This is a genomic window from Actinoplanes sp. NPDC048967, assembly GCF_040649415.1.
In the GTDB taxonomy this organism is placed as follows: Bacteria; Actinomycetota; Actinomycetes; order Mycobacteriales; family Micromonosporaceae; genus Actinoplanes.
On sequence record NZ_JBEZFL010000008.1, the window covers coordinates 112,403 to 135,442 of the forward strand.

General features: G+C 72.5%; 23 protein-coding genes. 8 read left to right on the plus strand and 15 right to left on the minus strand.

Translation table 11 applies throughout. The features are described 5' to 3' along the window. The first annotated feature begins 101 nt into the window (after window positions 1-101). The gene (locus AB0C12_RS31335; RefSeq protein WP_360553459.1) at window positions 102-1,064 is read left to right on the plus strand and encodes a type II CAAX endopeptidase family protein; all 963 of its coding nucleotides are present in this window, start codon (window positions 102-104) and stop codon (window positions 1,062-1,064) included. Then, window positions 1,061-1,273 (plus strand): hypothetical protein, encoded by a 213-nt coding sequence (locus AB0C12_RS31340; RefSeq protein WP_360553460.1) that lies wholly within the window; start codon window positions 1,061-1,063, stop codon window positions 1,271-1,273. Before AB0C12_RS31335 ends, AB0C12_RS31340 begins: the two co-directional genes overlap by 4 nt. A 41-nt stretch (window positions 1,274-1,314) precedes the next feature. On the opposite strand, the gene AB0C12_RS31345 is transcribed toward AB0C12_RS31340, so the two are convergent. The 3 genes from AB0C12_RS31345 to AB0C12_RS31355 all read right to left on the minus strand — a co-directional run bounded on the left by AB0C12_RS31345 (window position 1,315) and on the right by AB0C12_RS31355 (window position 3,403). Then, window positions 1,315-2,034 carry a SigB/SigF/SigG family RNA polymerase sigma factor gene (locus AB0C12_RS31345; RefSeq protein ID WP_360553743.1) on the minus strand — a complete coding sequence of 240 codons (720 nt, stop codon included), beginning with the start codon at window positions 2,032-2,034 and terminating at the stop codon, window positions 1,315-1,317. A 188-nt stretch (window positions 2,035-2,222) separates the two neighbouring features. After that, window positions 2,223-2,897: a DUF6766 family protein gene (locus tag AB0C12_RS31350; RefSeq protein ID WP_360553461.1), complete on the minus strand. Its 675-nt coding sequence runs from the start codon at window positions 2,895-2,897 to the stop codon at window positions 2,223-2,225. Window positions 2,898-2,980: 83 nt separating this feature from the next. After that, entirely contained in the window at window positions 2,981-3,403 is a 423-nt protein-coding gene (locus AB0C12_RS31355; RefSeq protein WP_360553462.1) for a hypothetical protein, read from the minus strand. 142 nt (window positions 3,404-3,545) lie between these two features. On the opposite strand from AB0C12_RS31355, the gene AB0C12_RS31360 reads away from it, so the two are divergent. Beyond that, window positions 3,546-4,121, plus strand: a complete 576-nt coding sequence (locus tag AB0C12_RS31360) for a DUF2087 domain-containing protein (RefSeq protein ID WP_360553463.1) — start codon at window positions 3,546-3,548, stop codon at window positions 4,119-4,121. Here AB0C12_RS31360 and AB0C12_RS31365 read toward each other — a convergent pair. Continuing rightward, window positions 4,118-5,785: an SMI1/KNR4 family protein gene (locus AB0C12_RS31365; protein WP_360553464.1), complete on the minus strand. Its 1,668-nt coding sequence runs from the start codon at window positions 5,783-5,785 to the stop codon at window positions 4,118-4,120. The two genes, AB0C12_RS31360 and AB0C12_RS31365, sit on opposite strands and share 4 nt — an antisense overlap. Before the next feature lie 45 nt (window positions 5,786-5,830). Beyond that, a complete protein-coding gene (locus AB0C12_RS31370; protein WP_360553465.1) occupies window positions 5,831-6,283 on the minus strand; it encodes an SRPBCC domain-containing protein in 453 nt (150 codons plus the stop codon). 69 nt (window positions 6,284-6,352) lie between these two features. Here AB0C12_RS31370 and AB0C12_RS31375 point away from each other — a divergent pair, with 69 nt between their 5' ends. Then, on the plus strand, window positions 6,353-6,964 hold the full coding sequence (locus tag AB0C12_RS31375) for a helix-turn-helix domain-containing protein (RefSeq protein WP_360553466.1): 612 nt from the start codon (window positions 6,353-6,355) through the stop codon (window positions 6,962-6,964). 180 nt (window positions 6,965-7,144) lie between these two features. Here AB0C12_RS31375 and AB0C12_RS31380 read toward each other — a convergent pair whose 3' ends face one another. Then, window positions 7,145-8,665: a histidine kinase gene (locus AB0C12_RS31380; RefSeq protein WP_360553467.1), complete on the minus strand. Its 1,521-nt coding sequence runs from the start codon at window positions 8,663-8,665 to the stop codon at window positions 7,145-7,147. Window positions 8,666-8,792: 127 nt separating this feature from the next. Beyond that, window positions 8,793-9,365, minus strand: coding sequence for a hypothetical protein (locus AB0C12_RS31385; RefSeq protein ID WP_360553468.1), 573 nt, complete (start codon window positions 9,363-9,365; stop codon window positions 8,793-8,795). Between the two features lie 203 nt (window positions 9,366-9,568). Between AB0C12_RS31385 and AB0C12_RS31390 the strand changes: the two genes are divergently transcribed. Together AB0C12_RS31390 and AB0C12_RS31395 are read left to right on the plus strand one after the other, a co-directional pair. Beyond that, window positions 9,569-10,303 (plus strand): class I SAM-dependent methyltransferase, encoded by a 735-nt coding sequence (locus AB0C12_RS31390; protein WP_360553469.1) that lies wholly within the window; start codon window positions 9,569-9,571, stop codon window positions 10,301-10,303. Window positions 10,304-10,320: 17 nt separating this feature from the next. Next, window positions 10,321-10,692 (plus strand): nitroreductase family deazaflavin-dependent oxidoreductase, encoded by a 372-nt coding sequence (locus AB0C12_RS31395; protein WP_360553470.1) that lies wholly within the window; start codon window positions 10,321-10,323, stop codon window positions 10,690-10,692. On the opposite strand, the gene AB0C12_RS31400 is transcribed toward AB0C12_RS31395, so the two are convergent. Next, entirely contained in the window at window positions 10,664-12,346 is a 1,683-nt protein-coding gene (locus AB0C12_RS31400) for an aminotransferase class V-fold PLP-dependent enzyme (RefSeq protein ID WP_360553471.1), read from the minus strand. The genes AB0C12_RS31395 and AB0C12_RS31400 overlap by 29 nt on opposite strands. Window positions 12,347-12,488: 142 nt before the next feature. Continuing rightward, complete coding sequence (locus tag AB0C12_RS31405; protein ID WP_360553472.1) at window positions 12,489-15,533, minus strand: PAS domain S-box protein; 3,045 nt, start codon at window positions 15,531-15,533, stop codon at window positions 12,489-12,491. 168 nt (window positions 15,534-15,701) lie between these two features. Here AB0C12_RS31405 and AB0C12_RS31410 point away from each other — a divergent pair, with 168 nt between their 5' ends. Further along, a complete protein-coding gene (locus AB0C12_RS31410) occupies window positions 15,702-16,166 on the plus strand; it encodes a hypothetical protein (protein WP_360553473.1) in 465 nt (154 codons plus the stop codon). Between the two features lie 9 nt (window positions 16,167-16,175). On the opposite strand, the gene AB0C12_RS31415 is transcribed toward AB0C12_RS31410, so the two are convergent. From AB0C12_RS31415 to AB0C12_RS31425, 3 genes are read right to left on the minus strand one after another with little or no spacing between them, the layout of a single operon-like run. Then, the gene (locus AB0C12_RS31415; RefSeq protein ID WP_360553474.1) at window positions 16,176-17,066 is read right to left on the minus strand and encodes a methyltransferase domain-containing protein; all 891 of its coding nucleotides are present in this window, start codon (window positions 17,064-17,066) and stop codon (window positions 16,176-16,178) included. Window positions 17,067-17,106: 40 nt separating this feature from the next. Further along, window positions 17,107-18,120, minus strand: coding sequence for an acetamidase/formamidase family protein (locus AB0C12_RS31420; protein ID WP_360553475.1), 1,014 nt, complete (start codon window positions 18,118-18,120; stop codon window positions 17,107-17,109). Next, window positions 18,117-19,532: an APC family permease gene (locus AB0C12_RS31425; protein WP_360553476.1), complete on the minus strand. Its 1,416-nt coding sequence runs from the start codon at window positions 19,530-19,532 to the stop codon at window positions 18,117-18,119. The genes AB0C12_RS31420 and AB0C12_RS31425 overlap by 4 nt, the downstream gene beginning before the upstream one ends. 126 nt (window positions 19,533-19,658) lie before the next feature. Between AB0C12_RS31425 and AB0C12_RS31430 the strand changes: the two genes are divergently transcribed. After that, on the plus strand, window positions 19,659-20,006 hold the full coding sequence (locus AB0C12_RS31430) for an STAS domain-containing protein (protein WP_360553477.1): 348 nt from the start codon (window positions 19,659-19,661) through the stop codon (window positions 20,004-20,006). 1 nt (window position 20,007) lies between these two features. Here AB0C12_RS31430 and AB0C12_RS31435 read toward each other — a convergent pair whose 3' ends face one another. The 3 genes from AB0C12_RS31435 to AB0C12_RS31445 all read right to left on the minus strand — a co-directional run bounded on the left by AB0C12_RS31435 (window position 20,008) and on the right by AB0C12_RS31445 (window position 23,037). Further along, window positions 20,008-20,448 carry an ATP-binding protein gene (locus tag AB0C12_RS31435; RefSeq protein WP_360553478.1) on the minus strand — a complete coding sequence of 147 codons (441 nt, stop codon included), beginning with the start codon at window positions 20,446-20,448 and terminating at the stop codon, window positions 20,008-20,010. An 83-nt stretch (window positions 20,449-20,531) separates the two neighbouring features. Beyond that, window positions 20,532-22,088, minus strand: a complete 1,557-nt coding sequence (locus AB0C12_RS31440; protein ID WP_360553479.1) for a SpoIIE family protein phosphatase — start codon at window positions 22,086-22,088, stop codon at window positions 20,532-20,534. A gap of 103 nt (window positions 22,089-22,191) precedes the next feature. After that, complete coding sequence (locus AB0C12_RS31445; protein ID WP_360553480.1) at window positions 22,192-23,037, minus strand: amidohydrolase family protein; 846 nt, start codon at window positions 23,035-23,037, stop codon at window positions 22,192-22,194. Window positions 23,038-23,040: the final 3 nt, after the last annotated feature.

Consider the following 23,040-nt stretch of genomic DNA (forward strand, 5'->3'; position numbering starts at 1 on the left):
TCCGCACCACGGGTCCGGCCCTGTCTATATCCAGCGGTGGAGGCGGAAATCCGGCTGCGGCCAGATCCGCCGGCCCCCCTGGTTCGGCGAGGCTTCTTCCCATGTCGACCATCGCGCCGCTGATCCCGTACCACCGTCTCGGACGGACCACCGCCCACCGCTGGTGGCGTCCCGTCGCCGGCACCGCCCTCGTGCTCGCCGGCGCTGTCGTGCTGATCCTGCTGGGCCTCGGGCTGACCTCGGCGGCCGCGGCCCTCGCCGGCCGGCCGGAGAACGCCGACGGTCTGCCGTCGTTCGGCCCGCTGGCCGACCTGGCCTTCGAGTTCCTGCTGATCGCCGCCCTGCTGCCGCCGATCTTCGCGGCCGCCCGGTGGGTGCAGCGGCGCCCGGCCGGCACACTCTCGTCGGTGACCGGGCGACTGCGGCCGCGCTGGCTGCTGATCTGCCTGCCCGTCGCTGCCGCGGCCGTCACGGTACTGCTCGGTGGGGGCATCGCGCTGGCCGCGGCGACCGGCGAGGACGTCGGGCTCGGCGACGGCCCGGCCGGCTGGGGGCCGTTCATCGCCGGCAGCCTGGTGCTGGTCGCCGTGGTGCCGCTGCAGGCGGCCGCCGAGGAGTACCTGACGCGGGGCTGGCTGCTGCAGGCGGTCGGCTCGATCTGCCGCGGGCCGTGGGTGCCGATCGCGGTGCAGGCGATGGTGTTCGCGGCGCTGCACGGCTGGGGCACCCCGTGGGGCTTCGCCGACCTGGTCCTGTTCAGCGTGGTCACCGGGTGGCTGACCGTCCGCACCGGCGGGCTGGAGGCTGCGATCGCTCTGCACGTGATGAACAACCTGATCGCCGGCGTGCTGAGCGCGGCGTCCGGCACGCTCTACGCCGACGAGACCGCGGCGGACATGCCCTGGCAGCTCGCGGTGATCGACGTGCCGGTGCTGCTCGCGTACGCGGCGGTGATCGTCCTGCTGGCGCGCCGCCGGCGCCTGGCCACCGTCCTCGCTCCCCCGGTCGCCGCCCCGGCGCCGGTCCTGGAACGCCCGCTGGTCGGCCTCGGTCGTGCGGCATGAGCGAGCATGAGGGCAGCCGGTGGTGGATCGGTGCCGCGCTGGTGCCGTTCACCCTGCTCATGGTGCTGCGGGGACTGCGCTGGGCCCAGCTGATCACCGACGGGCCGCTGGCCCGGTGGTACACACAGGTCGGGATCGTCGTGCTGGGGCTCGGCTGTTACGCGGCAGTGCATCTGCTGCTGCGGCGGGCATACCGCCGCCGCTCGTGACCGAGCAAGCGGGCCCGGCCGGCCGGGCCCGCGCCGCCGCGTCAGATGGTGTCGTCGCCGAGCTTGCCGCGCAGCTTGGCCAGTGCCCGGGTGATCAGGCGGGAGACGTGCATCTGCGAGATGCCGACCTGCTCGGCGATCTGGGTCTGGGTGAGGTTGCCGTAGAACCGCAGCGTCAGGATCCGGCGCTCCCGCTCGTCGAGCGAGGCCAGGGCCGGGCCGAGCGCGAGCCGGGCCTCGGTCAGCGCGTACTCGTTGTCCTCACCGCCGAGGGTCTCCCCCAGCTCGGTCGTGCCGTCGGTGCCCACCGGGGTGGACAGCGACGTGGCGTTGTACGCCCGCGCGCCCTCGAGGCCCTCCAGCACCTCCTCCTCGGTGATCGCCAGGTGCTCGGCGATGTCGGCCACCGTCGGCGACCGGCCCAGCGTGTGGGTGAGGCTGTTGTTGGCGGCCGTGATGGCCAGGCGCAGCTCCTGCAGGCGGCGCGGCACCCGGATCGCCCAGGTGCGGTCCCGGAAGTGCCGCTTGATCTCTCCGATGACGGTGGGGATGGCGTACCCGGCGAAGTCGGTGCCGAGGCCGGGATCGAACTTGTCGACGGCCTTGATCAGCCCGACCGTGGCGGTCTGCAGCAGATCGTCCGTGGGCTCACCGCGGCCGGCGTAACGGTTGGCCAGGTGGCGGGCCAGCGGCAGCCAGGCCTCGATGGCCCGGTCGCGCAGCGCCGGCCGGGACGGGTGGGCCGCCGGCATCGCCGCCATCGCGCGCAGCAGATCGTCGGCGTTGCCGGCGGTCCGCGTACTGGTCAGCGGGTTGTCCTCAGTCGCACGCCGAGCGGTCTTCGTGTTCACGAGATCTCCCTGCAATAGTTGCCTAACCGCAAGCGACATTACCGGTGACGAAGCATCCCAAACCGGGTCAGCGGCGGAAATACCCGATGGTGGCGCGCTCACCCCTCGATGCCGGTGTCGGTGTGCGCCGCGCCCACCGGCTTGGACTGCGGGGAACCGCGCTGGCGCAGATAGATGGCCAGGATCGCGATCGACGCGACGGCCAGCAGCTCGGACTGCCAGTTCTGCAGCGTGCGGTTCCAGAAGTCCGGCTCCCGCACGTACTGCGCCCAGGACACCGGGTCCTGCAGGTCACCGAGCTGCTCCTCGTTGTAGGCGGCCACCCCGGCGATCGACTGGGCCAGCCAGGAACCGAGAAAGATCAGACCCATCACCAGGCCGAGCGAGTTGGCCAGCAGCGTGCGGCGCCAGCCCGCGGCCCGGGCCCACTTCGGCGAGGCGTCGGTGGCGTACGGGCCCACCTTCTGCTCGCGGTCCGACTCCCGGCCGGCCTCGTCCAGGGACTTGGACTCGGGCGACCCCTTCTGCAGCAGCCAGACGGTCATGAAGGTGTAGAGGAAGAACTGCAGATACTCCGACTGCCAGTTCTCCGCCACGTCCGTGGCAAAGCTGGCCGAGGTCAGGTACCGCCCCAGCGACACCTCCCCCAGCCCCTCGCTGAGCTGCATCTGATTGAAGTCGGCGTGCCCGGCGAAGGCCTGACCGACCAGCACCACGAGGAACAGCAGCCCGAAGACCAGACCGAGGGAGTTCTCCCGGACGAAACGCTTCACCGGTGCAGCACCCCCAGCGTGATGAAGTACGCCAGCCCGGTGCCGACCACGACGAGCAGCAGCACGAACAAGAACCGCATCGCTCAGCTCCCCTTCAGCGCACAGTCGTAGGGGCGCTCGGGTCGCGGCGTGCAGCCGGCCGCGACGACCCGCCAGCCGCCGGGGAACACCGCCAGGAAGAGCGTGTCACCGGCGAACCGGACCTGGGCCCACTGGCCGTACACGTCGGTGCCGGTGACCGCGCCCGGCTCGGACAGCTCCTCCTCGAGAACGGCCTCGTCGCACGGCTTCTCGGCGTCGGCGGCCAGCTCAGCGGCAGTGTCCGGCGCGAGCAGCGCGCAGGCGGCCGTGCCGTCGCGATCGGCGACCGCGGTCAGCAGCCGCACGGCCACGTCATCCGCGGCGCGGCCGCGGTCGTCGACCGACCCGCAACCGCTCAGGACCAGGCCGGCGAGCCCCAGCAGAGCGGGCCACAGCACGGTCGACGAAGATCGTCTACGCAGCACACGCGCACGTATGCCCCACTCCACCGAGTTTCAACCCTGCGACCTCGGGAAGTCGCCCGCGTGCGCACCGACACGGTCCTCAGCCTGACCCGTACGGGAAATGCAGGTGCGCGTCCCGACCAGCGGTGACTACGTTGGCGGGATGTCCGTCGAAGCCGCCCGCGCCGCCGAGGTCCTCGCCCAGCTGTCCGTGCCGATCCGGTTGCTCGCCCTGGCCGAGCTCGCCCGCCGCGGCCAGGAAGGCGCCTCCCTCGGAGAGCTGTCCTACGCCCTCGACCGGCCGCTGCCGGAGGTCGGAGACGCCTGCGCCCGCCTGGTCGGCCTGGGAGTGGCGATCGGTTCCGGCAACGGCTTCTACCGCGCGAAGCTGGAAGGGCTGCGCGACGCGGCCGACGCGGTGGACCGGTTGCAGCCGATCACGGCCCTGCTGCGGGACTATCCGCAGCTGCGCGCGAACTTCTCGCACGGCCGGCTGACCGGCCTGCCGCCGACCCTCAGCGACCGGTACGCGCTGATGGGCGAACTGCTGGCCCGGCACCTGGCGCTGGACGGCCTGTACGCCGAGGACGAGATCAACAAGCGGCTGGCCGAGGTCACCGACGAGGTGGCCGGAACGCGCCGGATGCTGGTCGACACGGGCTGGCTGGAACGCGACCGGGCCGGCACCACGTACGGTCCGGGGCGGCCGCTGCCCGAGCCGGCCCGCTCCGCTCCTTAGTGGACGTCCCACTCCAGCACGCCCTGTCTGGTGACCGTGGGCCGGTAACTGCCGCCGAACGCACGTCCGGTCTCCAGCGAATCGGCTGTCGTCTCCAGTAGTTCGGCGACCGAGGCGGGCCACTCCTCGAAGGAGACGCCGTCCTCGTTGTAGAACTCACCGACCCGGCTGTGACTGCCGGGGCGCTGGTCCACGAACAGGTTGCCACCGTCGCCGGAGGAAGCGAACGGCACGAAAGCCTTGTCCCACCAGGTGCTGTCCTGCTGGCCGAAGACCTCGACCAGCACGCCGCACAGCGTCAGCCACTCGGCGGGGATGTCGCTCACGGGCATCGGACCGTAGAAGAACGGCAGGGTGAAAGCGGTCCCCCTGGTGTGACTCACACCGTCGTGCCGCCTCAGGGAAGCGACCAGGTCAGCCGGAAAAGCGACAGACATGCGGCGCTGCGCGGCGTCGATCCGCTTGGCGTCGGCGGGCGGCCGCAGGGAGCGGCGGGTGTCCGGGGCATGGGCGGCAAGCCAGGTCTCGATGCGCTTCCAGGCGGCGTCGACCCGCTTGACGGTGGCCCGGTCCGGCGTGGTCGGGGTGACACGGCCCTGGTTCTGCGGGCAGACGTCACGGACCGGTCCCGGTCTCGGTCCTGGCCTCTCCGGCTCTCGGGTGCGCGGCGCCGGCTCGACGGTCACCTGCTCCAGGGTGGCCTCGGTGCGCGCGGCCGGCTGGCAGAAGGCCAGACCGCAGACCACAAGGGACATGGAGACGAAGACGCCGGCGAGGAGGAGGACTACTCGTTTGCCGCTGGCGGTGGCTGGGGGTGGGAGCGGTTGGGGTGGTGGCGGTGGGGTTTCGGTCTTCGGGCGGCCGGCTGAGGCGTGAAGCAGGGGGTGAAGCCACTGCTTGGCGGCGGTGGGGAGATCGTCGGTGTGGTCGGTCGGATCGGCGGGGATCCGGCCGGCCGGCGTGACCGGCATGCCGGCCTCGTGATCCGGTACGGGCGGCGCGTCGTCGGCAGGGCTCGGTGAATCGGATTCCTCCGGCCGCGCGGCAGCGCCCGCCGGCGTGGCGTCGCCGTCGTGCTGCGCGTTGTCGGCCGGCACAGGATCACGGCGAGGTCCGGCGGGGTCGGCGGCGGCCGGGTCTGGTCGGTTCGCGTCGGAGGGTGGGTCGCCGACGGTGATGACTGCGGCGGTGAGGCCGTGGCCGGCCACCGCGCCGAGGGCGAGTGTGGTGTGGTTGGCCGCGTCGGCTCCTGTTCCGGTGACCACCACGACCGGGGCGGACATTGCCACGGCGAGGTCCATGAGCGTCCAGCCGGCTCGCCCGGTCGGCACGAGCAGGCCCGGCACCCCCACCACCAGGACCAGTCCGTGAGTGCGGGCCAGCGTGCGTACCAGGGCGACAGCCTCGTCCACGCTCAGCGGGTCGGCCGCACCGTCGCCGGCTTGCAGGAAGGTGGCGAGCTCCCCGAGCAGCAGCGGCCCGGGCGGCGACTCGGCTCCGAAGACCAGCGCGGCCACGCGAACCGTCGACGCCGCGGCCAGAGCCGCCGCGGCGGGTTGCCAGTCGACGGACGCCGACGTGGTGGCGAGCACCCAGGGGCCGCCGTCCGGCCACGGCACGGGCAAGGTCGACTCCGGGGTTCGCGGGATGCGGGACGTCGACATGGTAGCGACGGACGGTGACATTTCTCAGCCCGTACGGCTCCGTGCTCAGGGACGGCGTGCCGAGTGGTAGGCGGCCAGGATCGGCGGTACGCCCTCGGTGAGCATCTTGCGGCGTACGTTGCCGAGGAGCTTGGACATCACGAAGCCGGCCGGCCCGGTGAAGCCGGTGTGCGTCCAGGTGAACCGGGTGCCGCCGGCGATCGGTTCGAGCAGGTACGTGACCACGGTGATGGCGTTGCTGTCCTCGTCGCCCCGCCAGGTGTAACGCAGTGTCCGGGGCGCGTCGACGTCGGTGACTTCGCAATGGACCACGCCGGCCCAGCCCATGGTCGGCTTCCCCACGAAACGGAACTTGGTGCCGGCCACCGCGGCGTAGCCCTCGGGGCGTCCGCCGCGACCGGTGGTTGTCCACCGCGCGACGTACTCGGGATCTGTCAGGACGTGCCACACCTCTTCGATCGGATAGCGGTAATCGCGGACGACGGTGTACTGGCTCATCGCTTCCTCCCTGCCTACGGCTCGGCGTCACTCTAGCCTACCTACCGGTAGGTAGGCTAGGGTGGTCTTATGTCCACGACACCCGCCCCCGCCCCCGGCCCGACGCGCCGCACGGGGCCGGAGACCCGGGCGGCGATCCTGCGGGTCGCGCTGGAGCTCTTCACCAAGCAGGGGTACGACGCGACGTCGATGCGCCAGGTCGCCGAGGTGCTCGGCATCCGGAAGGCGTCGCTGTACTACCACTTCGCCGGCAAGGAGGAGATCGTCCGCTCCTTGTTCGCGCAACGCGGCGACGAGGCGGAGCAGCTGCTCAAGTGGGTTGTCGCGCAGCCGCGGACCATCGAACTCGTCAAGGCGGCGGTGCTGCGATGGGTGGACTCGTTCTCGGCCGACAAGCTCCACGGCCTCCGCTTCCTGTCCGCCAACCCCCTGCTGGTGCGCTCGCTGACCGCGCAGCACGACAACCGGATCGGCTCAGCCCTCGCCGAACTCGTCGACGCCCTCGTGGCGCTGCTGCCTCACCGCACCGCGGTCGACGCGCTTCAGCTGCGCATGGCCCTGCTGAGCATCAACGCCGCCGTCCAGGCTTCCGCGCAGGGCGACTTCACCGACGAGGAGATCGTGGCGGCCGCCCGCCGAGGCGCCACCGTTCTGGTCGACGCCCTGGTGGAGCGCGGCTGAGGACCGGCGCGAAGCCCGGAACCCGCCGGGAGGCGACCGTGACGGTGAACTCGCCTACGGCCGCCACCTCCTGACCACATCGTGCACGTGGCGGCGGGCCGGCTCGACGGGCGAGGAGCGCCGTGATCGGCGTGCGGCGGCGGCTCCACACCCGGCGAAGGCCCGGAGGCTGGGCGGCCGTCAGGTGTGCAGCGGCAGGACTGCGCTGACCTCGTACCCCCGATCTTTGGGGCCTGTCGTGAGGGCGCCGCCGAGTGCGCCGACGCGCTCGCGCATGCCGGCGATGCCGTGGCCGCCGTCGGCGCGGGTGCTGCCGGCAGGCGAACCGGCCGCCTTCGGGCCGCGGGCGGCGAGGCTGGTCACGGCCGCGGAACCGGCCGACCTCGGGCCACCGACAGCCAGGCCGGTCACGGCCGCGGAACCAGCCGACCTCGGGCCACCGACAGCCAGGCCCGTCACGGCCGCGGAACCAGCCGACCTCGGGCCACCGACAGCCAGGCCCGTCACGGCCGCGGAACCAGCCGCCTCCGGGCCACCGACAGCCAGGCCCGTCACGGCCGCGGAACCAGCCGACCTCGGGCCGCCGACAGCCAGGCCGGTCACGGCGGGGGAACCGGCCAGGTCGGGTTCGGTGTTGTGGACGCGGACCTGCAGGGTCCGGCCGTCCGTGGTCAGGGTGACCCTGATGGCCGCGCCGGGTGCGTGCCGGGTGGCGTTGGAGATCCCTTCCTGGACGATGCGGTAGGCGCATTCCTCGACGACCGGCGTTGCCGTCACGGAGCCGGCCGGCTCCAGTGAGACGTCGACGCCCGCGGCGCCGGCGGCTTCGATCATGGCTGGGATTTCGGCCAGGCCGGGTGACCGCGCCGACGGTGCCGTGTCCGGGTCGCTGCGCAGGACGCCGAGCAGGCGGCGCATGTCGTTGAGGGCGGCCCGGGACGCACCCGCGATCTCGGCGAACTCCGCATCTCGCGTCTCGGGCTGGTCGAACAGCCGGTACGGCGCGGTCTCCGCCCGGAGCGCGATGAGCGACATGTGGTGCGCCACCACGTCGTGCATCTCGCGGGCGATCCGGGCCCGTTCCTCCAGGACGACGCGCCGCGCCTGCTCCGCCTCGGTCAGCTTCCGTTCGGCGGTGAGGTTGTGCTGCGCTTCGACGCGGCGGCGGATCTGGTCGCCGACCACTGCGCAGAGGACGACGAAGGCGATGACCACCGGTGCCTGGGCTGCCGGCAGGTGCACCGCCATTGCGGCGGCGGTCACCAGGCCGGCCCAGAACACCGTCGTGACGCAATGGCGGAGGGCGACGAAGAGCACCAGGACCGGCAGGGCCAGGGTCTGGGCCGGATGCCACGGCCATGACAGGCCTTCGGGGGCGACGGTGAGCGGGAGGTTGAGCAGGGTCGCGATCATCGCCAGCCGCCAGGCGAGCAGTGGGCGGCGTGGGAGCAGCGTCAACGGGGCTGCTACCGCGGTGGCGAGCGCCAGCCGTACGGCGGTTGTCGGTCCGGCCAGGGTGAGGTCGGTGAGGTCGTAGTGGACGAACGCGGCCGCGCCGAGACCGGCCAGGATGCACACGGCGGTCAGGAGCGGGCTGCGGAGCAGCCTGCCGGGCGCGGCCGGAGGTCGGTCGCGGCCGCACACGATGGTCCACAGCCCGGTGAGGAGTGGGGGCACGGCCGGGGGTCGGATCGTCACCATGAGGACATGCTTCGCCGGCCGGGGCGGGGAAACCATCCGGTAGACCCGCGAGCGGAGGTGGGGATAACCCCACTGTCGGCCGGCGGCTCCGACCCGGATCATCGAGTGCGGAACGGAACGAGACAGGTCACAGGTCATCCGCGGGGCCCGAAGTCGGCCCGATCCACAAGAATGAATCGCTGCGAGTCTGCCAGACCAAGCGCGCCGACAGTGCGGTCAGCGCGATTCCGGCAAGCCACGCCGACCACAGCATCGCCGCAGTGACAGATCCCGGCAGACTTCCCAGATACGGCACCGAGCCGAGCAGTGCCAAGAGACTGATTCCCGGGAACGTGATGAAGAGGGGATTGAAGAACCGCCGGCGTCGTGGACTCGATCGATGCGTACGCAGCCACTCCTCCCAACCAAGACCGCCTGACACGCGGTCACTGAGCCGGGTTCGTATGTAGGCAGCGATACTGAGGCACGCATAGCTGTGGGAGACGTGACGGCCCGCGAGCATGTACGTCACCAGCGGGAGCACCAGCAGGACAGCCGAACGCCCGGCGCCCGACAACGCCAGGCTGAAAAGCGCACCGGTAGCGGTCAACTGGATGGACAGGAGTCCTTGCTGACTGTTCTGCCGCGCGATCATCTCCGCGCGAAGCGCGTTGAACTCCACCACAGCCGCGTCTTGCCCTGGCGATACGTCACTGGACAAGCGCCCTCCATCGCAGACGGTGAGCGGGAAACGCGATCGCAGCGGGCGTATCGCGGCTCCAGCATGCGCAGTCCTGGGTCCGACGTCGACGCGGGTGTCCTCGATCCGACAAGGCGACCGACCAGGGAACCCGATGAGAAGCGCGAGCAGGTGCGACGGCGGATCGGGTGCTCGCCCGGTGGGTGGGCGGGTACCCTCGGCGCGTGTTCTCGCCTCAAGGACCATCCCTGCGCGAGCTTTGCGTACAAGCCCTTTCCTCCGTCGAGCGGGGCTATGACCTGCTGGCGCCGAAGTTCGACCACACGCCGTTCCGGACGCCGGACAGCATTCTCGAGGCGACCGTGCAGGCGCTCGACGGCAGTGGGCCGTTCGGCCGGGGCCTGGACGTCTGCTGCGGTACGGGCGCCGGCCTGATGCCGCTTCAGCGCTTGTGCCGGGACGGCATCACCGGCGTCGACTTCAGCGCGGGCATGCTGGAGCAGGCGCGGGCCGCCTGTCCCGACGCCACGTTCGTGCGGGCCGATGTCCGGGCCCTGCCCTTCGCCGGTGACTTCGATCTCGCGGTGACCTTCGGGGCGCTCGGGCATTTCCTGCCCGCGGAACGGCCGGCGCTTTTCTCCGGCGTCCACCGGGCGTTGCGGCCCGGGGGGCTCTTCGCCGTTCCGATGGGTGTGCTGCCGCCGCCGACGTCGGTCGCGCACTGGACGCTGACCGGGTTCGACCTGGTCATGCGGGTCCGCAATGCCGTGCTGCGGCCCCCGTTCGTCATGTACTACCGCACCACCGCGCTGCCCGCCATGGAGCACGACCTGGTGGCGGCCGGCTTCACCGTCGAGTCGAGCCCCTTGACCAGCCTGGGCACCTACCGGGACGGCAGCCCGCGGTGCTGGATCCTGCTCGCTCGCAAGCCGCACAGTGTTGACCTGAACCCGGCTTGAGGTCGCAGGATCGGCTCATGACGGTGACGGACCAGGCCCGGCAGGCACTCGAACGGCAGCAGACCGTCGAGATCACGACGATCGGGCGGCGCAGCGGGCAACCCCGCCGCATCGAGACGTGGCGGTACCGCGCGGACGGCCGTTTCTGGCTGACCGGCAGCCCCGGGTCGCGCGACTGGTACGCCAACATGCTGGCCCATCCCGAGTTCACGCTGCATCTGCGCGGTCTGGATGTTCCGGCCCGCGGGCGCGCCGTGACCGACCCGGACGAACGGGCCCGGGTCTTCGGCGCGATCGTGCCGACCCTGGACTGGGCCGAGAGCCTGGAGAGCTGGCTCGCCGGCAGCCCTCTCGTGGAGATCATCCTTGATCGTCCAGGCACTCCGTAGGTAGCACGAACCAGCGCAGCTTCTCGAACGCCGGTGGCAGGTCCAGCCCCACCCCGTCGATCGGTTCCGCCCGCTCCCGCATGATCCGGCGGGCCTCGTCGAGGTAGCCCGCGAGCACCTCCTCCCCCAGCGTCGGCCGCGCCCCGGGCATCGAGACGCTGCCGTCCGGGCCGAGCCGCAGGTCCGACAGGCGGACCGGCTGCCCGGCCGCACGCCCGTGGCGCCACCGGCCCGTACGCGGGTCGAAGCGGTAGTCCTCCAGCAACCGGCCGCCGTACCGGGCGATCAGCGCCACCGCCTCCGCCAGATAGTCGGCCACCTCGTCGGAGATGAAGTAGTTGAGGTTGATCCGGGCCCAGCCCGGCTTGATGCCCTCCCACCCGTCGACGATCTCGGCGTGGAACTCGCGGGAGTGTGCCTCGTCGATGCCGAGCAGGCGATGGCCGTACGGGCCCGCACACGAGCAGCCACCGCGGGCCTGGATGCCGAACAAGTCGTTGAGCAGTGCCACCACGAAGTTGTGGTGCAGGTGGCGCTGGCCGGCGCGGATCTGGAACGAGACGATCGACAGCCGTTCCGCCGCCAGGTCGCCGAGCACCTCGATGCGGCTCTCCCCCGCCCAGCGGTCCAGGGTCCGCCGCCACAGGGCGTGTTCGCGGGCGCCGATGGTGTCGGTGCCGACCGCTTCCTTGACCGCGAAGACCAGGCCCGCGCGGACCGACTCCACGATTGCCGGGGTGCCGCCCTCCTCCCGGGCGATCGGGTCGTCCAGGTAGCGGTGGGTGACCGGGTTGACGAAGGCCACCGTCCCGCCGCCCGGCACGGTCGGCACGCGGTTGGCCAGCAGGTCGTGGCGCAGGACGAGGACGCCGGGGGTCTGCGGGCCGCCGACGAACTTGTGCGGAGAGAGGAACACCGCGTCCAGATGGTCGCCGCGGCCGGGTGCGGACTCGCGCATCCGGATCGGCACGTACGGGCCGGCCGCCGCGTAGTCCCACACCGACAGCGCGTCGTGCTCGTGCAGCAGCCGGGTCACCGCGGTCGTGTCGGTCAGCAGGCCGGTGACGTTCGAGGCCGCGGAGAAGCTGCCGATCCGCAGCGGGCGGTCCGCGTACGCGACCAGGTGCCGGCGCAGGTCGTCGAGGTCGACGTGGCCGTCGGGGGTGGCGCCGATCGTGACCACGTCGGCGATCGTCTCGCGCCACGGCAGCTCGTTGGAATGGTGCTCGTACGGTCCCACGAACACCACCGGCCGCTCGTGGCCCGGGATCACCGTCGTCAGGCCGTACCGGTCGGCCAGGGTTTCCGGCAGGCGCAGGCCGAGGATCGCGACCAGCTTGTTGACCGCCGCCGTGGCCCCCGAACCGCAGAAGAGCACCACATGCTCCGGGCCGGCGCCGACGCCACGGTGGATGATCCGGCGGGCCTCCTCGCGCAGGGCGCCGGTCTGCAGCCCGGTCGCGGAGGCCTCGGTGTGGGTGTTGGCGTAGCGGGTCAGCACCTGCCGCCGGATGAAGTCCTCGACGAAGTCCAGCGCCTGGCCCGACGCGGTGTAGTCGGCGTAGGTGAGCCGCCGGGGACCGTACGGCCCGTCGAGCACCTCGCCCGCGCCGATCAGACCGGTGCGGATCCGGTCCAGCAGTGACTTCTCCACGGCGGCCTCCCCGGCGGGCCGGCGTCGGTGGCGGCCCTGATCAACCCCGTTCTACTGCATGGACGCCACCGTGGTCGAGGGCTGCGCCCGGGGCGGCACGTGCGGCCGGGCGGTCGTGCCCGATCGGCCGCCGGGAGACCGGTCAGGGGCTCGACGCCGCCGCGGGATCGGCTTCGGCCGTGGCGTGCCGGAGCCGGGCGTGCACGCAGTCGAGCAGGTCACGCCGGGTGAAAGGCTTCTCGATGATGAGGACACCCGGCGGGAGGGTGCCGTTCTCGGTGAGGACCGGCTGGGCGTAGCCGGACATGTAGAGCACCGGCAGGCCGGGCCGGAGCGCCTGCACCCGGGCCGCCACCTCGTTGCCCATCATCTTCGGCATGATCACGTCGGTGAGCAGCAGGTGGATCGGCGCCGGGTGCTGCTGCGCGATCCGCAGGGCGGCGGGACCACCGTCGGCGACCAGCACCTCGTAGCCGGCCCGGGTCAGGATGCGGCCCGTCGCGACGCGCAGCGCCTCCTCGTCCTCGACCAGCAGGATCGTCGCCTCGGGCGCGGACCGGACGGCCGGTGCGCTGTCCGGCTCGGCTGCCTCGGGGACGGTCATCGCGTCGGCGGACGCCGGCAGGACGATGGTGACGGTCGTACCGATGCCGGGCTCGGAGTAGAGCCGGACGTGACCTCCGGCCGCGGTGGCGATGCCGTACACCGTGGCCAGGCCCAGCCCGGTGCCGGCGCCCTGCGGCTTGGTGGTGAAGAACGGCTCGAAGGCCCGCTCGGCCACCTCGGCCGGCATCCCGTTGCCGGTGTCGCTGACCCGGAACCGCACGTACCGGCCCGGGGCGAGGTCGGTGCACTCCGCGACGTCGTCCTCGTCCAGCTCGGTGTTGCCGGTGTCGATGGACAGCGTCCCGCCGCCGGGCATCGCGTCCCGGGCGTTCACCGCCAGGTTGAGCAGGATCTGCTCGAACTGGCTGGGGTCGACGCACACCGGCCACAGGTCGCGGTCCAGGTGGGTGATCAGGTGGATGTGCTCGCCGAGGGTACGGCGCAGCAGCTGCTCCACGTCGCCGACCACGTGGTTGAGGCTCAGCACCTGGGTCTGGGTGATCTCCCGCCGGCCGAACGCGAGCAGCTGCTTGGTCAGCCGGGTGGCGCGTTCGGTGGCCCGCCCGATCTGGCCCAGGTCGGCGCGGGCGGCGATCAGGTCCGCCTGCTCCGGTACGGGGTCGGCCAGGGTCTCGGTGAGCAGCTCGGTGTAGCTGGCGATGACCGCGAGGATGTTGTTGAAGTCGTGCGCCACCCCGCCGGCGAGCTGGCCGAGGCTCTCCAGCCGGCGGGTGTGCTGCAGCCGGCGCTCGGCGGCGTCCCGCTCGGCCTGGGCGGCCAGCCGTTCCCGTTCGGCCTGCGCCTGCAGCCGCTCGGTGACGTCACGGATCGCGGCCGAGACGATGACGCCCTGGTCGGTCTCCAGGGCGGACAGGCTGATCTCCGCCGGGAACTCGGTGCCGTCCTTGCGCACCGCGGCCAGCGCCGTCCCGGCGCCCATCGGCCGGCGTTGCGGGTCGGTGAAGTAGCTGAGGCGGTGCTCCGGATGTTGCTTCCTGATCCGCTCCGGGACCAGGATCTCCACGGGTCGCCCGAGCAGTTCGTCGCGCCGGTAGCCGAACAGCCGCTCGGTCTGCGCGTTGAGCAGCGCGATCCGCCCGTCGGCGGTGATCCCGACGATCGCGTCGGGCGCCGCCTCCAGCAGCCCGCGGAACATCGCCTCGGCCCGCCGGCGCTCGCTGGTGTCGCGCGCGATGCAGGCCACCCCGGTCGGCTGCCCGCTCGCGTCCGTGATCAGCGACGAGGTGAGCGACACCGTCACACCTACGCCGTCCTTGGTGAGGTTCTGCACCTCGACCTGGTCGACGCACTCGCCGCGGACCGCCCGGGCCAGCAGCTCGGCCTCCTGGTACTGCTCACCGGGCGGGAACAGCAGGTCCGCCGTCCGGCCGACCACCTCGGCCACGGTGTAGCCGTAGAGCCGTTCGGCCCCGGCGTTCCAGCTGGTGATGACGCCGTCGAGATCCTTGCTCATGATGGCGTCGGCGGAGGACTCCACGATCACCGCGAGCCGGTGCCGGTCGTCCAGCACCACCGCCCGCTCGGCCAGGGCCGCGGCCTGGCTCGCCAGCTCCGCGAACAGCTCGACGTCGTCGTCGGCGAACAACGTCCGGTAGCGGTGCAGCAGCACCAGCGCGCCGCCGGTGCCCGGCAGGGGTGTGGCGTTGACGAACCGGGTGCCGCTGATCCGGGCCAGGTCGGCGGCGGCCGGCGGCGGATCGGTCCAGCCGGCCAGGGCGTCGATGGTCACCGGGCCGGTGGACAGGCCACTCACGTCGATCGGCCGGTACCGCCGGGCGTCCAGGTCGAGCTCCGGATCGCTGATCAGCTGCACCGTGTCCGCCGGCCCGGGCAGCAGGATCACCAGGGCGTCGGCGCCCAGCACATGCCGGGCGCTGCGGCAGTAGCGCTGCCACACCCGGGGGGCGGGCTCGGCCGGCGGAGCCGCCAGCAGGCTGCGCATGAGCCCGTACGCCGCACCCCACGACCAGATCCGCCGCAGCCAGTGCGGCGGCATGAAGGCCAGCAGGTACATCAGCGCCGACACCACCGCGACCGAGCGGGCCAGCACCGTGACCTCCGCCCCGGCGAACAGGAGCACCACCCCGAACAGCAGGGTGCCCACGGCGGCGCACCACAGCCGGATCCGGGCCGCACCGCCCCGGCGCCGGGCGTCCGCCGCCAGCAGCACCCCGGCGACCGCCTCCACCACGAAGAACAGCAGCACCGTGGGCCACACCACGCGTTCGGGCAGCGGCGGCGGGACGAGCAGGACGGGCACGGCGGAGGCGAGCCAGGCGGCGCACGCGCCCCCCATGACCCACGCCGGCACCGGCCGCATCCGGCTCACCAGCCGTAAGGTGCAGAGCGGCTGCCCCAGCAGCACCGCGGTGATCAGCGCCACCGCGGCGCGCGGCGGCTCTCCCATGATCAACGTCAGCACGCCGAGCACGAACAGCATGCCCACTGACGCGAAGATCAGCATGACGTCACGCAGCAGCGGATCCCGTCGGCGCGCGTAGCCCACCGCCGCGCGCAGGAAGATGAGCACGAACACGGCCGTGACCGCGAGAGCCGCCATCAGATCTCCTGTGCCGCTTCCACCTGCTGGTGCATCACCTCATCCTTGACGACAGCGGGCCCGGCCGAGGTGGGTTCGCGTCGATTCATCGCCGGCGGGTGCATCCGTCCGGGCGCCGGCCGCCGAAGTTCCTGCGGACGGCAATCCGACGAGGAGACGAGGTCACACGTGTCGGCTACCCCGGAAACCGAGCACCAGCAGCAGCGGCGGACCGCGCCGGACATCACCGCGTACCTGCAGACGGCGGTCTGGGACCTCGCGTACGCCGGTGCGCTGCCGCCGGAGGAGGCCCTGCGGCTGCACCACGCCGCGCAGATGCTGCTCTCCGCGAGTGAGCAGCTCGTGCACGCCAGCCTCGGCGCCGGCACGGCATCACCGGCGGACACCGATCGCCTGGCCGACGCCCCGGGCATGACCCGGCTGCTGCTCGCCCTGGTCGCCTTCACCCGGCTCGACGCCGTGGAACGCGGCCGGCTGGCCCCGGACCTGGCCCGCTCGGCCCGCTCGACCCTGCGCCGGGAACGCGCCGAGGCGATCCGGCTGACCGGCTGGTCGGTGGCCGACCTGGCCCGCGAGTACGGCATCTCCCCCGGCGCCGTCCGCGCCGCCATGATGGAGGACCAGGCGCAGTAGGGTGCCCGGTCATCCGGCCAGCTGGAAGTGCCAGACCAGCAGAGCGGGAGTGTCCCGCCACGCTGCCGCCGCGGCCGCCGGGACGATGCCGAGCAGCGACCACGGCCAGTCGTCCCACGGGCCGGGGTCGATCGTCTCCGGCACGGTCCCGGTCGCCTCGCCGGTCCCGCGGCCGGGCTCCTCGCACCGGCGCACCTGCAGGCCCAGCGGCAGGGCCGCCGCGAGATAGTCCGCGGCCCGGTGCCGGTACGCCGGCAGGAACCCCGGTTCACCGCCGGCCGACCGCACCCGGGGCACCGAACCCAGCGCGACCAGCTCCTGGTGCACGTCCGTGATCACCAGGTGACCGCCCGGGCGCAGCACCCGGGCGAACTCGCCGAAGGCCGGCCCGAGCTTCTCCAGGTGGACCAGCGCCAGCGCGCACACGATGACGTCGGCGTGGTCGTCCGGCAGCGGCAGGTTGTCCAGGTCGCCCTGCCGGAACTCGGCCGCCGGCACCCGGGCGCGGGCCAGCTGAAGCATCTCGGGTGAGCTGTCCACGCCGATGACCCGGTGGCCGCGCCCGGCCAGGTGCTCGGCGTGCCGGCCGGTGCCGCAGGCCGCGTCCAGGGCGGCGCCCGCCGGGAGCCCGTCGAGGATCTCGTGCACGAGGGCCTCCTCGGCGGGGAACAGGCCGTTGCCCGGCTCGTCGTAGGTCCGCGACCAGACCCGGTATCCGGCCACGGTGTCCACCCGGCCGGCCGTGACGCCCTCGCCGCGCAGCTCGGCGCTGTCCAGCAGTCGGCGGATCTCGGCGATGCGGGCCTCGGCGAACGCCCGGTCGTGGTCGCCGGCGAAAGCGCGCAACAGGGCGACACCCTCGAGACCGAGCAGGTACGCCAGCGGGTGCTGATAGATCATGGCGGGACGCTAGCCGACCGCCGGCGCCGGCACCTGCCGATTACCGGGCGGCGAGATACCCCTCGGCCGCCGTACGCAGGCGGGCGTGCACACCGTCGTAGGCCGTTGCCGGGCCCAGGTACCGCTTGTCGACCTTGGCGAGCATCGTGTAGTTCGGATCGCAGACGTTGCCCACCGGGGCCTCGCCCGCCTGGCTGAGCAACTGGTACGCGTCCAGCGGATCCAGCCCCACCAGCCCGGCAGTCCAGGTCACCAGATCGTGCTGGCTGATCCGGTACGCGTCCTCCAGCGGCCGCGCCGAGCCCGTGGACATCAGCGCGGTGTCGCTCTCCAGCCGCGGGGTCGGCGTCCCGGTCCCTTTGATCACGTCGACGATCACCGTCGTGTTCATCGCCGACTCCACCCCGGTGCCGCAGACCTCACCGTGGCCCTGCCGGCAGTGCCCGTCGCCGAGGGCGAACATCGCGCCGCTCACGTTCACCCCGAAGTACGCCGTCACCCCTGCTCGCAGCTCCGGACTGTCCATGTTGCCGCCGTGCACGTCGGGGACGATCGTCATCCGGCTCTCGAAGGCGGCGGGCGCGACTCCGGCCGTACCGTGCATGGGGTCGAGGGGAAGCTCGACGCTGTGGTCGCCGCGCCGGGCCCGGTAGCGCACCGTGCCCGCGGCGACGTCGACGTCGTAGCGCCAGACCAGTTCCTCCAGCGGCGGGTGCAGCATGGCCGTGGTGTGCGTGGCGGTCAGCGCGCCGAAGTGCGGGAACGTCGTGGACACGGCCCAGTCGCGGGCCGGCACGATCTCCGCGAAGTGCACCGCCAGGGTGTCGCCGGGCTCCGCGCCCTCGACGAAGAACGGCCCGGTGACCGGGTTGAGGAAGGGGAACTCGCACACCTGCGACGGCAGGTCACCGACGTCGCGCACCCGGCCGCCGAAGCAGTCCTCGGTGTAGAGCTCGAGGACCGTGCCCGGCCGCACGCGGCGTACGGGCTCGCGCCCGCCGAAGGTGTAGGCGAGCTCCTCGGGGCGGGGACGGTAGTTGAGCACCTCGGTCATGGGTTCTCCTTCTCGCTCGGCTCGGCCAGGCCGGCCAGCACCGGGCGGCGGCCGGTGGCGTAGCGGACGGCCAGCACCACCAGGCCGAGGCCGAGCCAGACGAACCCGAGCACCTGGGCCGCCACCTTGGCGTTGATCACCACGTACAGCAGGATCAGGAAGCCGATCACCGGCACCACGAGGTGGCGCAGCCAGTCGCGGCTGCCGCGGCGCACCACGTAGTGGATCACCACGGCCACGTGCAGCGCCAGGAACGCGGTCATCGCACCGAAGTTGACCAGCGTGGACAGCAGCGAGATGCCGTCGTCGCGGGCGGCCATGGCCAGGCCCAGGGCGAGCGACACCGCGGCGACCAGCAGGGTGGCGTTGGCCGGCACCTGGTGGCGTCGGTTGATCCGGGCCAGGAAGGAGGGCATCTGCCGGTCGCGGGCCATCGCGTACAGCAGGCGGCTGGTCGCCGCCTGCGCGACCAGCGAGTTGGCGAAGCCCCAGGCGATGGCGGTGGCCAGCGCGGTGAGGCCGGCCAGCCAGCCGCCGCCGGCGGCCCGGGCCGCGTCGTAGAAGGCGGTCCCCTCCGGGTCGCCGTCGGCCAGCAGACCGGGCGCATCCGGTACGAGCAGCGACGCCACCCAGGTCTGCACGATGAACAGGGCGCCGGCCAGCACCAGCGCGCCGACCATGGCCCGGCCGATCCGGCGCGCCTCGACCCGGCTCTCCTCGGCGAGCATGGAGATGCCGTCGAAGCCCAGGAACGACAGCACCGCGATCGACACCGCGCCGAAGACCACGGACCAGGAGAACGTGTCGGCGTTGAAGAACGGGCTGAACGAGAAGCCGGCACCCTTGCCCCGTAGCAGCGCGGCCACGCCCACCACCAGGAAGATCACCAGGACGATCAGCTCGGCGACGAGCATCACCCGGTTGACCTTGGCGGTCATCTGGATGCCCAGATAGTTGACCACCGTGTTGACGGCCACGAACGCGACCAGCCAGAGCCACACCGGCACGGCCGGGACCAGCGAGTTCATCGCGACGCCGGCGATCAGGTAGAGCAGCCCGGGCACCAGCACGTAGTCGAGCAGGATGACCCAGCCGGCCAGGAAGCCGACCGGGGCGGCGATGCCCCGGCCGGCGTAGCTGTAGACGGAACCGGCCATCGGGAAGGCGCGCACCATCTGGGCGTACGACAGGGCGGTGAACATCATCGCCACCATGCCGACCACGTAGGCCAGCGCGACCATGCCGCCGGAGCCGCTGTACACGCTGCCGAAGATCCCGAAGGGCGCGATCGGCACCATGAAGATGAGCCCGTAGATCAGCAGGTCGGTGAAGGTCAGCGACCGGCTCAGCTCCTGGCGGTACCCGAACTTCTCGAGCCCGGCGGTGGCCGGTCCCTCCGGTGGCTGCGTCACGGCGTGCCTCCTCGACCTGTCCGGACCGTGAGCTACCCACATCCATCGGCACCTATGCCTCACCTGCCCGCGTGACCGGATCGTGCTGTGCGCGGCGAGCCGGGGTGTCATACCTGCGTGCTAGACATGCTGCTTGTGACTACTCCGACCCATGAGATCAGCACCCGGACCACGCCCGGTGGCGTCCTGCACGTGTGCCTGGCCGGCGACTTCGACATGAGCGTGGCCGCCGAGCTGTCCGATGCTCTGGTGCGCGCGGCCCGGGCCCCGGGCGTCCGGGAGGTCATGGTCGACCTGCGGCGCACCGAGTTCCTGGACTCGCACGGGATCGCCGGGCTGCTGGCCGGATACGAGGCGGCGCGGCGGGCCGGGCGGCGGTTCGGCGTGATCAACGCCGAGGGCATGGTGCGGCAGGTCCTGCAGATCACCGGCCTGGCCGAGGTGCTCTGCGTCGACGACCGCCCAGCCGGCTGACTCAGCGCTCCGCGTCGGTCACGGGGAAGGACGCCCAGATGTGCTTGGTCGTCGCGGTGGCGTACCAGCAGAGTTCCAGCGCCAGGGTCCGGACGATGTGCAGCCCCCGCCCGCCCACCCCGGCCAGGTGGATGCCGGCCAGCTGGGGCACGCCGGCCACGTCCTGATCCGCGACGTCGACGAGAAACCGCCCGTCGCAGCGCAGCAGGTGGACGACGGCCGGCGGTCGCCCGTGCCGCAGGGCGTTGCTGGCGAGCTCGGTGGCCACCAGGACGACCCGGTCGGCGACCTCTTCGGTCGCGGCCGGATCGACCAGGCGGTGCGCGGACAGGGCATCGCGCAGACCGAGGCGCAGGGGCCGTAGTTCGTCGCCGTGCGAGAGTGACCACTGCTCCAGCTCCACGGCCTGCGCGGGCGGCGGCGACGTCCGCAACAGACTCATGGGCTGCCTGATTGCCCCCGGGGATCTTGTGGAAACATCCTTGCCGATCCGCCGCCGTCGATCGGCGGCCGCCCGGCGACCGATCAGGGCAGGACGCGGACGGCCAGCGTGCAGGTGTCGTCGTCCGGGCCGGCCGCCGGCAGCAGGTCCCGCAGGCGTTTGAGGGTCAGCTCGCCCGGCTCGGCCGACACCTCGGCCAGCGTGCGCAGCACCCGGTCGAGCAGGTCCCCGCCGTCCGGGTTGCGCCGCTCGACCAGCCCGTCGGTGTAGAACAGCACCAGGTCGTCCGGCCGGAGCTGGACCGTGACGACCGGATACCGGGCGTTGTCGGCCGCACCGAGCAGCACGCCGCGCGGCAGGGGCAACTCCTCGGCGTCCGCGGCCCGCGCCAGCAGCGGGGCCATGTGCCCGGCCCGGGCCCAGGACAGCACCCGGGTCGCCGGGTCGTAGGCGGCGATCGCGGCGGTGCCGGTGATGCCGAGCTGCCGGCTGAGCCCGTTGAGGTGGCGCAGCAGCACACCCGGGTCGCAGATGCCGATGGACAGCCAGGCCACCAGGGCGAACCGCAGGTGGGCCATGCCGCTGGCGGCTTCCAGCCCGTGCCCGGCGACATCACCGATGGCCAGCAGCGTGTGCCCGTCCGGCAGGGCCTGCGCGTGGTACCAGTCGCCGCCGACCTGCACGGCCTTCTCCGCCGGCAGGTAGCTGACGGTGGCTTCCAGGCCCGGCAGCGGGACGGGATCGCGCGGCACCGGCTGGATCAGCCGCTGCAGCTGCCCGGCCAGGCGGTGCTCGGCGATCGCGGTGATCTCCCGGGTGCGCAGCCGGTCGCCGAGCCGCTCGATCTCGGTCCGCGAGTCGACCCGGGCGGTGACGTCCTGCACCACGGCGTAGATCTTCAGCGGTGTCCCGTCCGCGTCCCGGGCGACGTCGGACAGGATTCGCAGATACTTCACCGTCCCGCCCGGCTGGAAGCGGACCGTCACGTCGGAGGTGGCCCCGCTGTCCAGCGTCTGCCAGGCCGCCTCGGCCTGCCCGGCGTCGGCCGGCACCAGCATCGCCGCCTGCTCCGTGCGCGACAGCGGACCCAGGGCGGGATCCCGGTCGAAGATCCGGTACATGCCCGGGGACCACTTGCTGCGGCCGGTACGCAGGTCGTACTCGGCCCAGCCGAGGTTGCCGAGCAGCTCGGTCCGCTCCAGGCGGCGCTGGTCCTCGTCGAGCCGCTGCCAGCAGACGAGCAGCCCGCCGTGCATCGGGTGCACGCCGATGTCGAACAACGCCTCGGTGACCACGCCGGCCTGCCGCTCCTGATAGCGGAAGCCGGGCAGCTCGGCGGGCTCGCCGGTGGCCTGCGCCCGCAGATACAGCTGCCACAACGGGACGCCGACCATGCTCGGATACAGCTCGCTGAGCAGCTCACCGATCCGGCTGGCGCCGCGGCCGTGGACGTCGCCGTCGTTGCCGCTGACAGCCGCGATCCGGAAGTCGGTGACCCGCCCGGTGCCGTCGGCCACCGGCAGCATCCAGGTGCAGCCGGCCGGGATCACCGCCAGCACGTCCCGCACGATGGCGACCAGGTCGGCCGGCGGACCCGGTGACCTGGTCCCTGGGCCGGGCCGGCCGCCGTCAGTCGCCATGCCCAGCAGCCTAACGGTCCGCGCGGGTCACGGAACCCACCGAACGCGGGACGCCTGGCGAGGACCGGACCGCGAGCCGGTCCACTGTGCTGGGCCCGGCCGGTCAGGCGGCGGGCAGGCGGTAGACCCGGGTGGCCGTGCCCGCCAGCGCCTGCGCGCGTTGCGCCGGTGGGTGCCCGGCGAGCGCCTCGAGGACCACGTCGACCCAGCGGGCGTACGGGGTGGCCAGGGTGGCGACGGGCCAGTCACCGCCGAACAGGCAGCGCTCGGGGCCGAACTCGGCCAGCGCGTCCCGCAGGTACGGCAGCACGTCACCCGGCCGCCAGCGGGCCAGGTCGGCCTCGGTGGTGAGGCCGGACAGCTTGCAGACCACGTTGGGTAGCCCGGCGAGCCGGCGCAGCTGGTCCCGCCACGGGTCGCGGTCACCGGAGCGGACCGGCGGTTTGCCCAGGTGGTCCAGGACGAAGGTCACCTGCGGCACCAGCGCCACCAGTTCGGTGACCTCGGGCAGCTGGGAGTGCCGGACGCACAGGTCCGCGGTGAAGCCGTACCCGGCCAGCGACCGGACGCCGTCGACATGACCGGCACTCGTGGCGAAGCCGGGCGGCTCGTCCTGCAAGTTGCGCCGCACCCCGCGTACCAGTGGCATCGCGGCCAGTTGCCGCAGGTCCGCCGAGATCTCCCGGCCGCGTTCGAGATCGGCGTGCGCGACCGCGCCGCGCAGCACGGGCCAGCCGGCGGCGACCTCCTGGACCCAGCGGAGCTCGTCGCGGGCCTGACCCGCGGCCCGGCCCGCCTCGACGAAGACCGCCCCGGTGAGCCGGTGGCCGCCGGTGTCGAGCGCCGCCGGGCCGAACGGGCGGTTCAGGGCCGGCTCGTCCGCCAGCCAGGGATAGCTGAAGCGGCGTGGATCCCACAGGTGCAGGTGGGCGTCGATCAGAGCGGTCATGGG

Coding starts and splice junctions, on each gene's coding strand:
- AB0C12_RS31375 (WP_360553466.1), top strand. CDS start 6,353: ATGTCCACGACACCCGCCCCCGCCCCCGGCCCGACGCGCCGCACGGGG.
- AB0C12_RS31430 (WP_360553477.1), top strand. CDS start 19,659: ATGCTGCTTGTGACTACTCCGACCCATGAGATCAGCACCCGGACCACG.
- AB0C12_RS31445 (WP_360553480.1), bottom strand. CDS start 23,037: ATGACCGCTCTGATCGACGCCCACCTGCACCTGTGGGATCCACGCCGC.
- AB0C12_RS31420 (WP_360553475.1), bottom strand. CDS start 18,120: ATGACCGAGGTGCTCAACTACCGTCCCCGCCCCGAGGAGCTCGCCTAC.
- AB0C12_RS31360 (WP_360553463.1), top strand. CDS start 3,546: ATGTCCGTCGAAGCCGCCCGCGCCGCCGAGGTCCTCGCCCAGCTGTCC.
- AB0C12_RS31380 (WP_360553467.1), bottom strand. CDS start 8,665: ATGGTGACGATCCGACCCCCGGCCGTGCCCCCACTCCTCACCGGGCTG.
- AB0C12_RS31365 (WP_360553464.1), bottom strand. CDS start 5,785: ATGTCGACGTCCCGCATCCCGCGAACCCCGGAGTCGACCTTGCCCGTG.
- AB0C12_RS31395 (WP_360553470.1), top strand. CDS start 10,321: ATGACGGTGACGGACCAGGCCCGGCAGGCACTCGAACGGCAGCAGACC.
- AB0C12_RS31340 (WP_360553460.1), top strand. CDS start 1,061: ATGAGCGAGCATGAGGGCAGCCGGTGGTGGATCGGTGCCGCGCTGGTG.
- AB0C12_RS31435 (WP_360553478.1), bottom strand. CDS start 20,448: ATGAGTCTGTTGCGGACGTCGCCGCCGCCCGCGCAGGCCGTGGAGCTG.
- AB0C12_RS31415 (WP_360553474.1), bottom strand. CDS start 17,066: ATGATCTATCAGCACCCGCTGGCGTACCTGCTCGGTCTCGAGGGTGTC.
- AB0C12_RS31335 (WP_360553459.1), top strand. CDS start 102: ATGTCGACCATCGCGCCGCTGATCCCGTACCACCGTCTCGGACGGACC.
- AB0C12_RS31370 (WP_360553465.1), bottom strand. CDS start 6,283: ATGAGCCAGTACACCGTCGTCCGCGATTACCGCTATCCGATCGAAGAG.
- AB0C12_RS31405 (WP_360553472.1), bottom strand. CDS start 15,533: ATGGCGGCTCTCGCGGTCACGGCCGTGTTCGTGCTCATCTTCCTGCGC.
- AB0C12_RS31345 (WP_360553743.1), bottom strand. CDS start 2,034: ATGGCGGCGATGCCGGCGGCCCACCCGTCCCGGCCGGCGCTGCGCGAC.
- AB0C12_RS31440 (WP_360553479.1), bottom strand. CDS start 22,088: ATGGCGACTGACGGCGGCCGGCCCGGCCCAGGGACCAGGTCACCGGGT.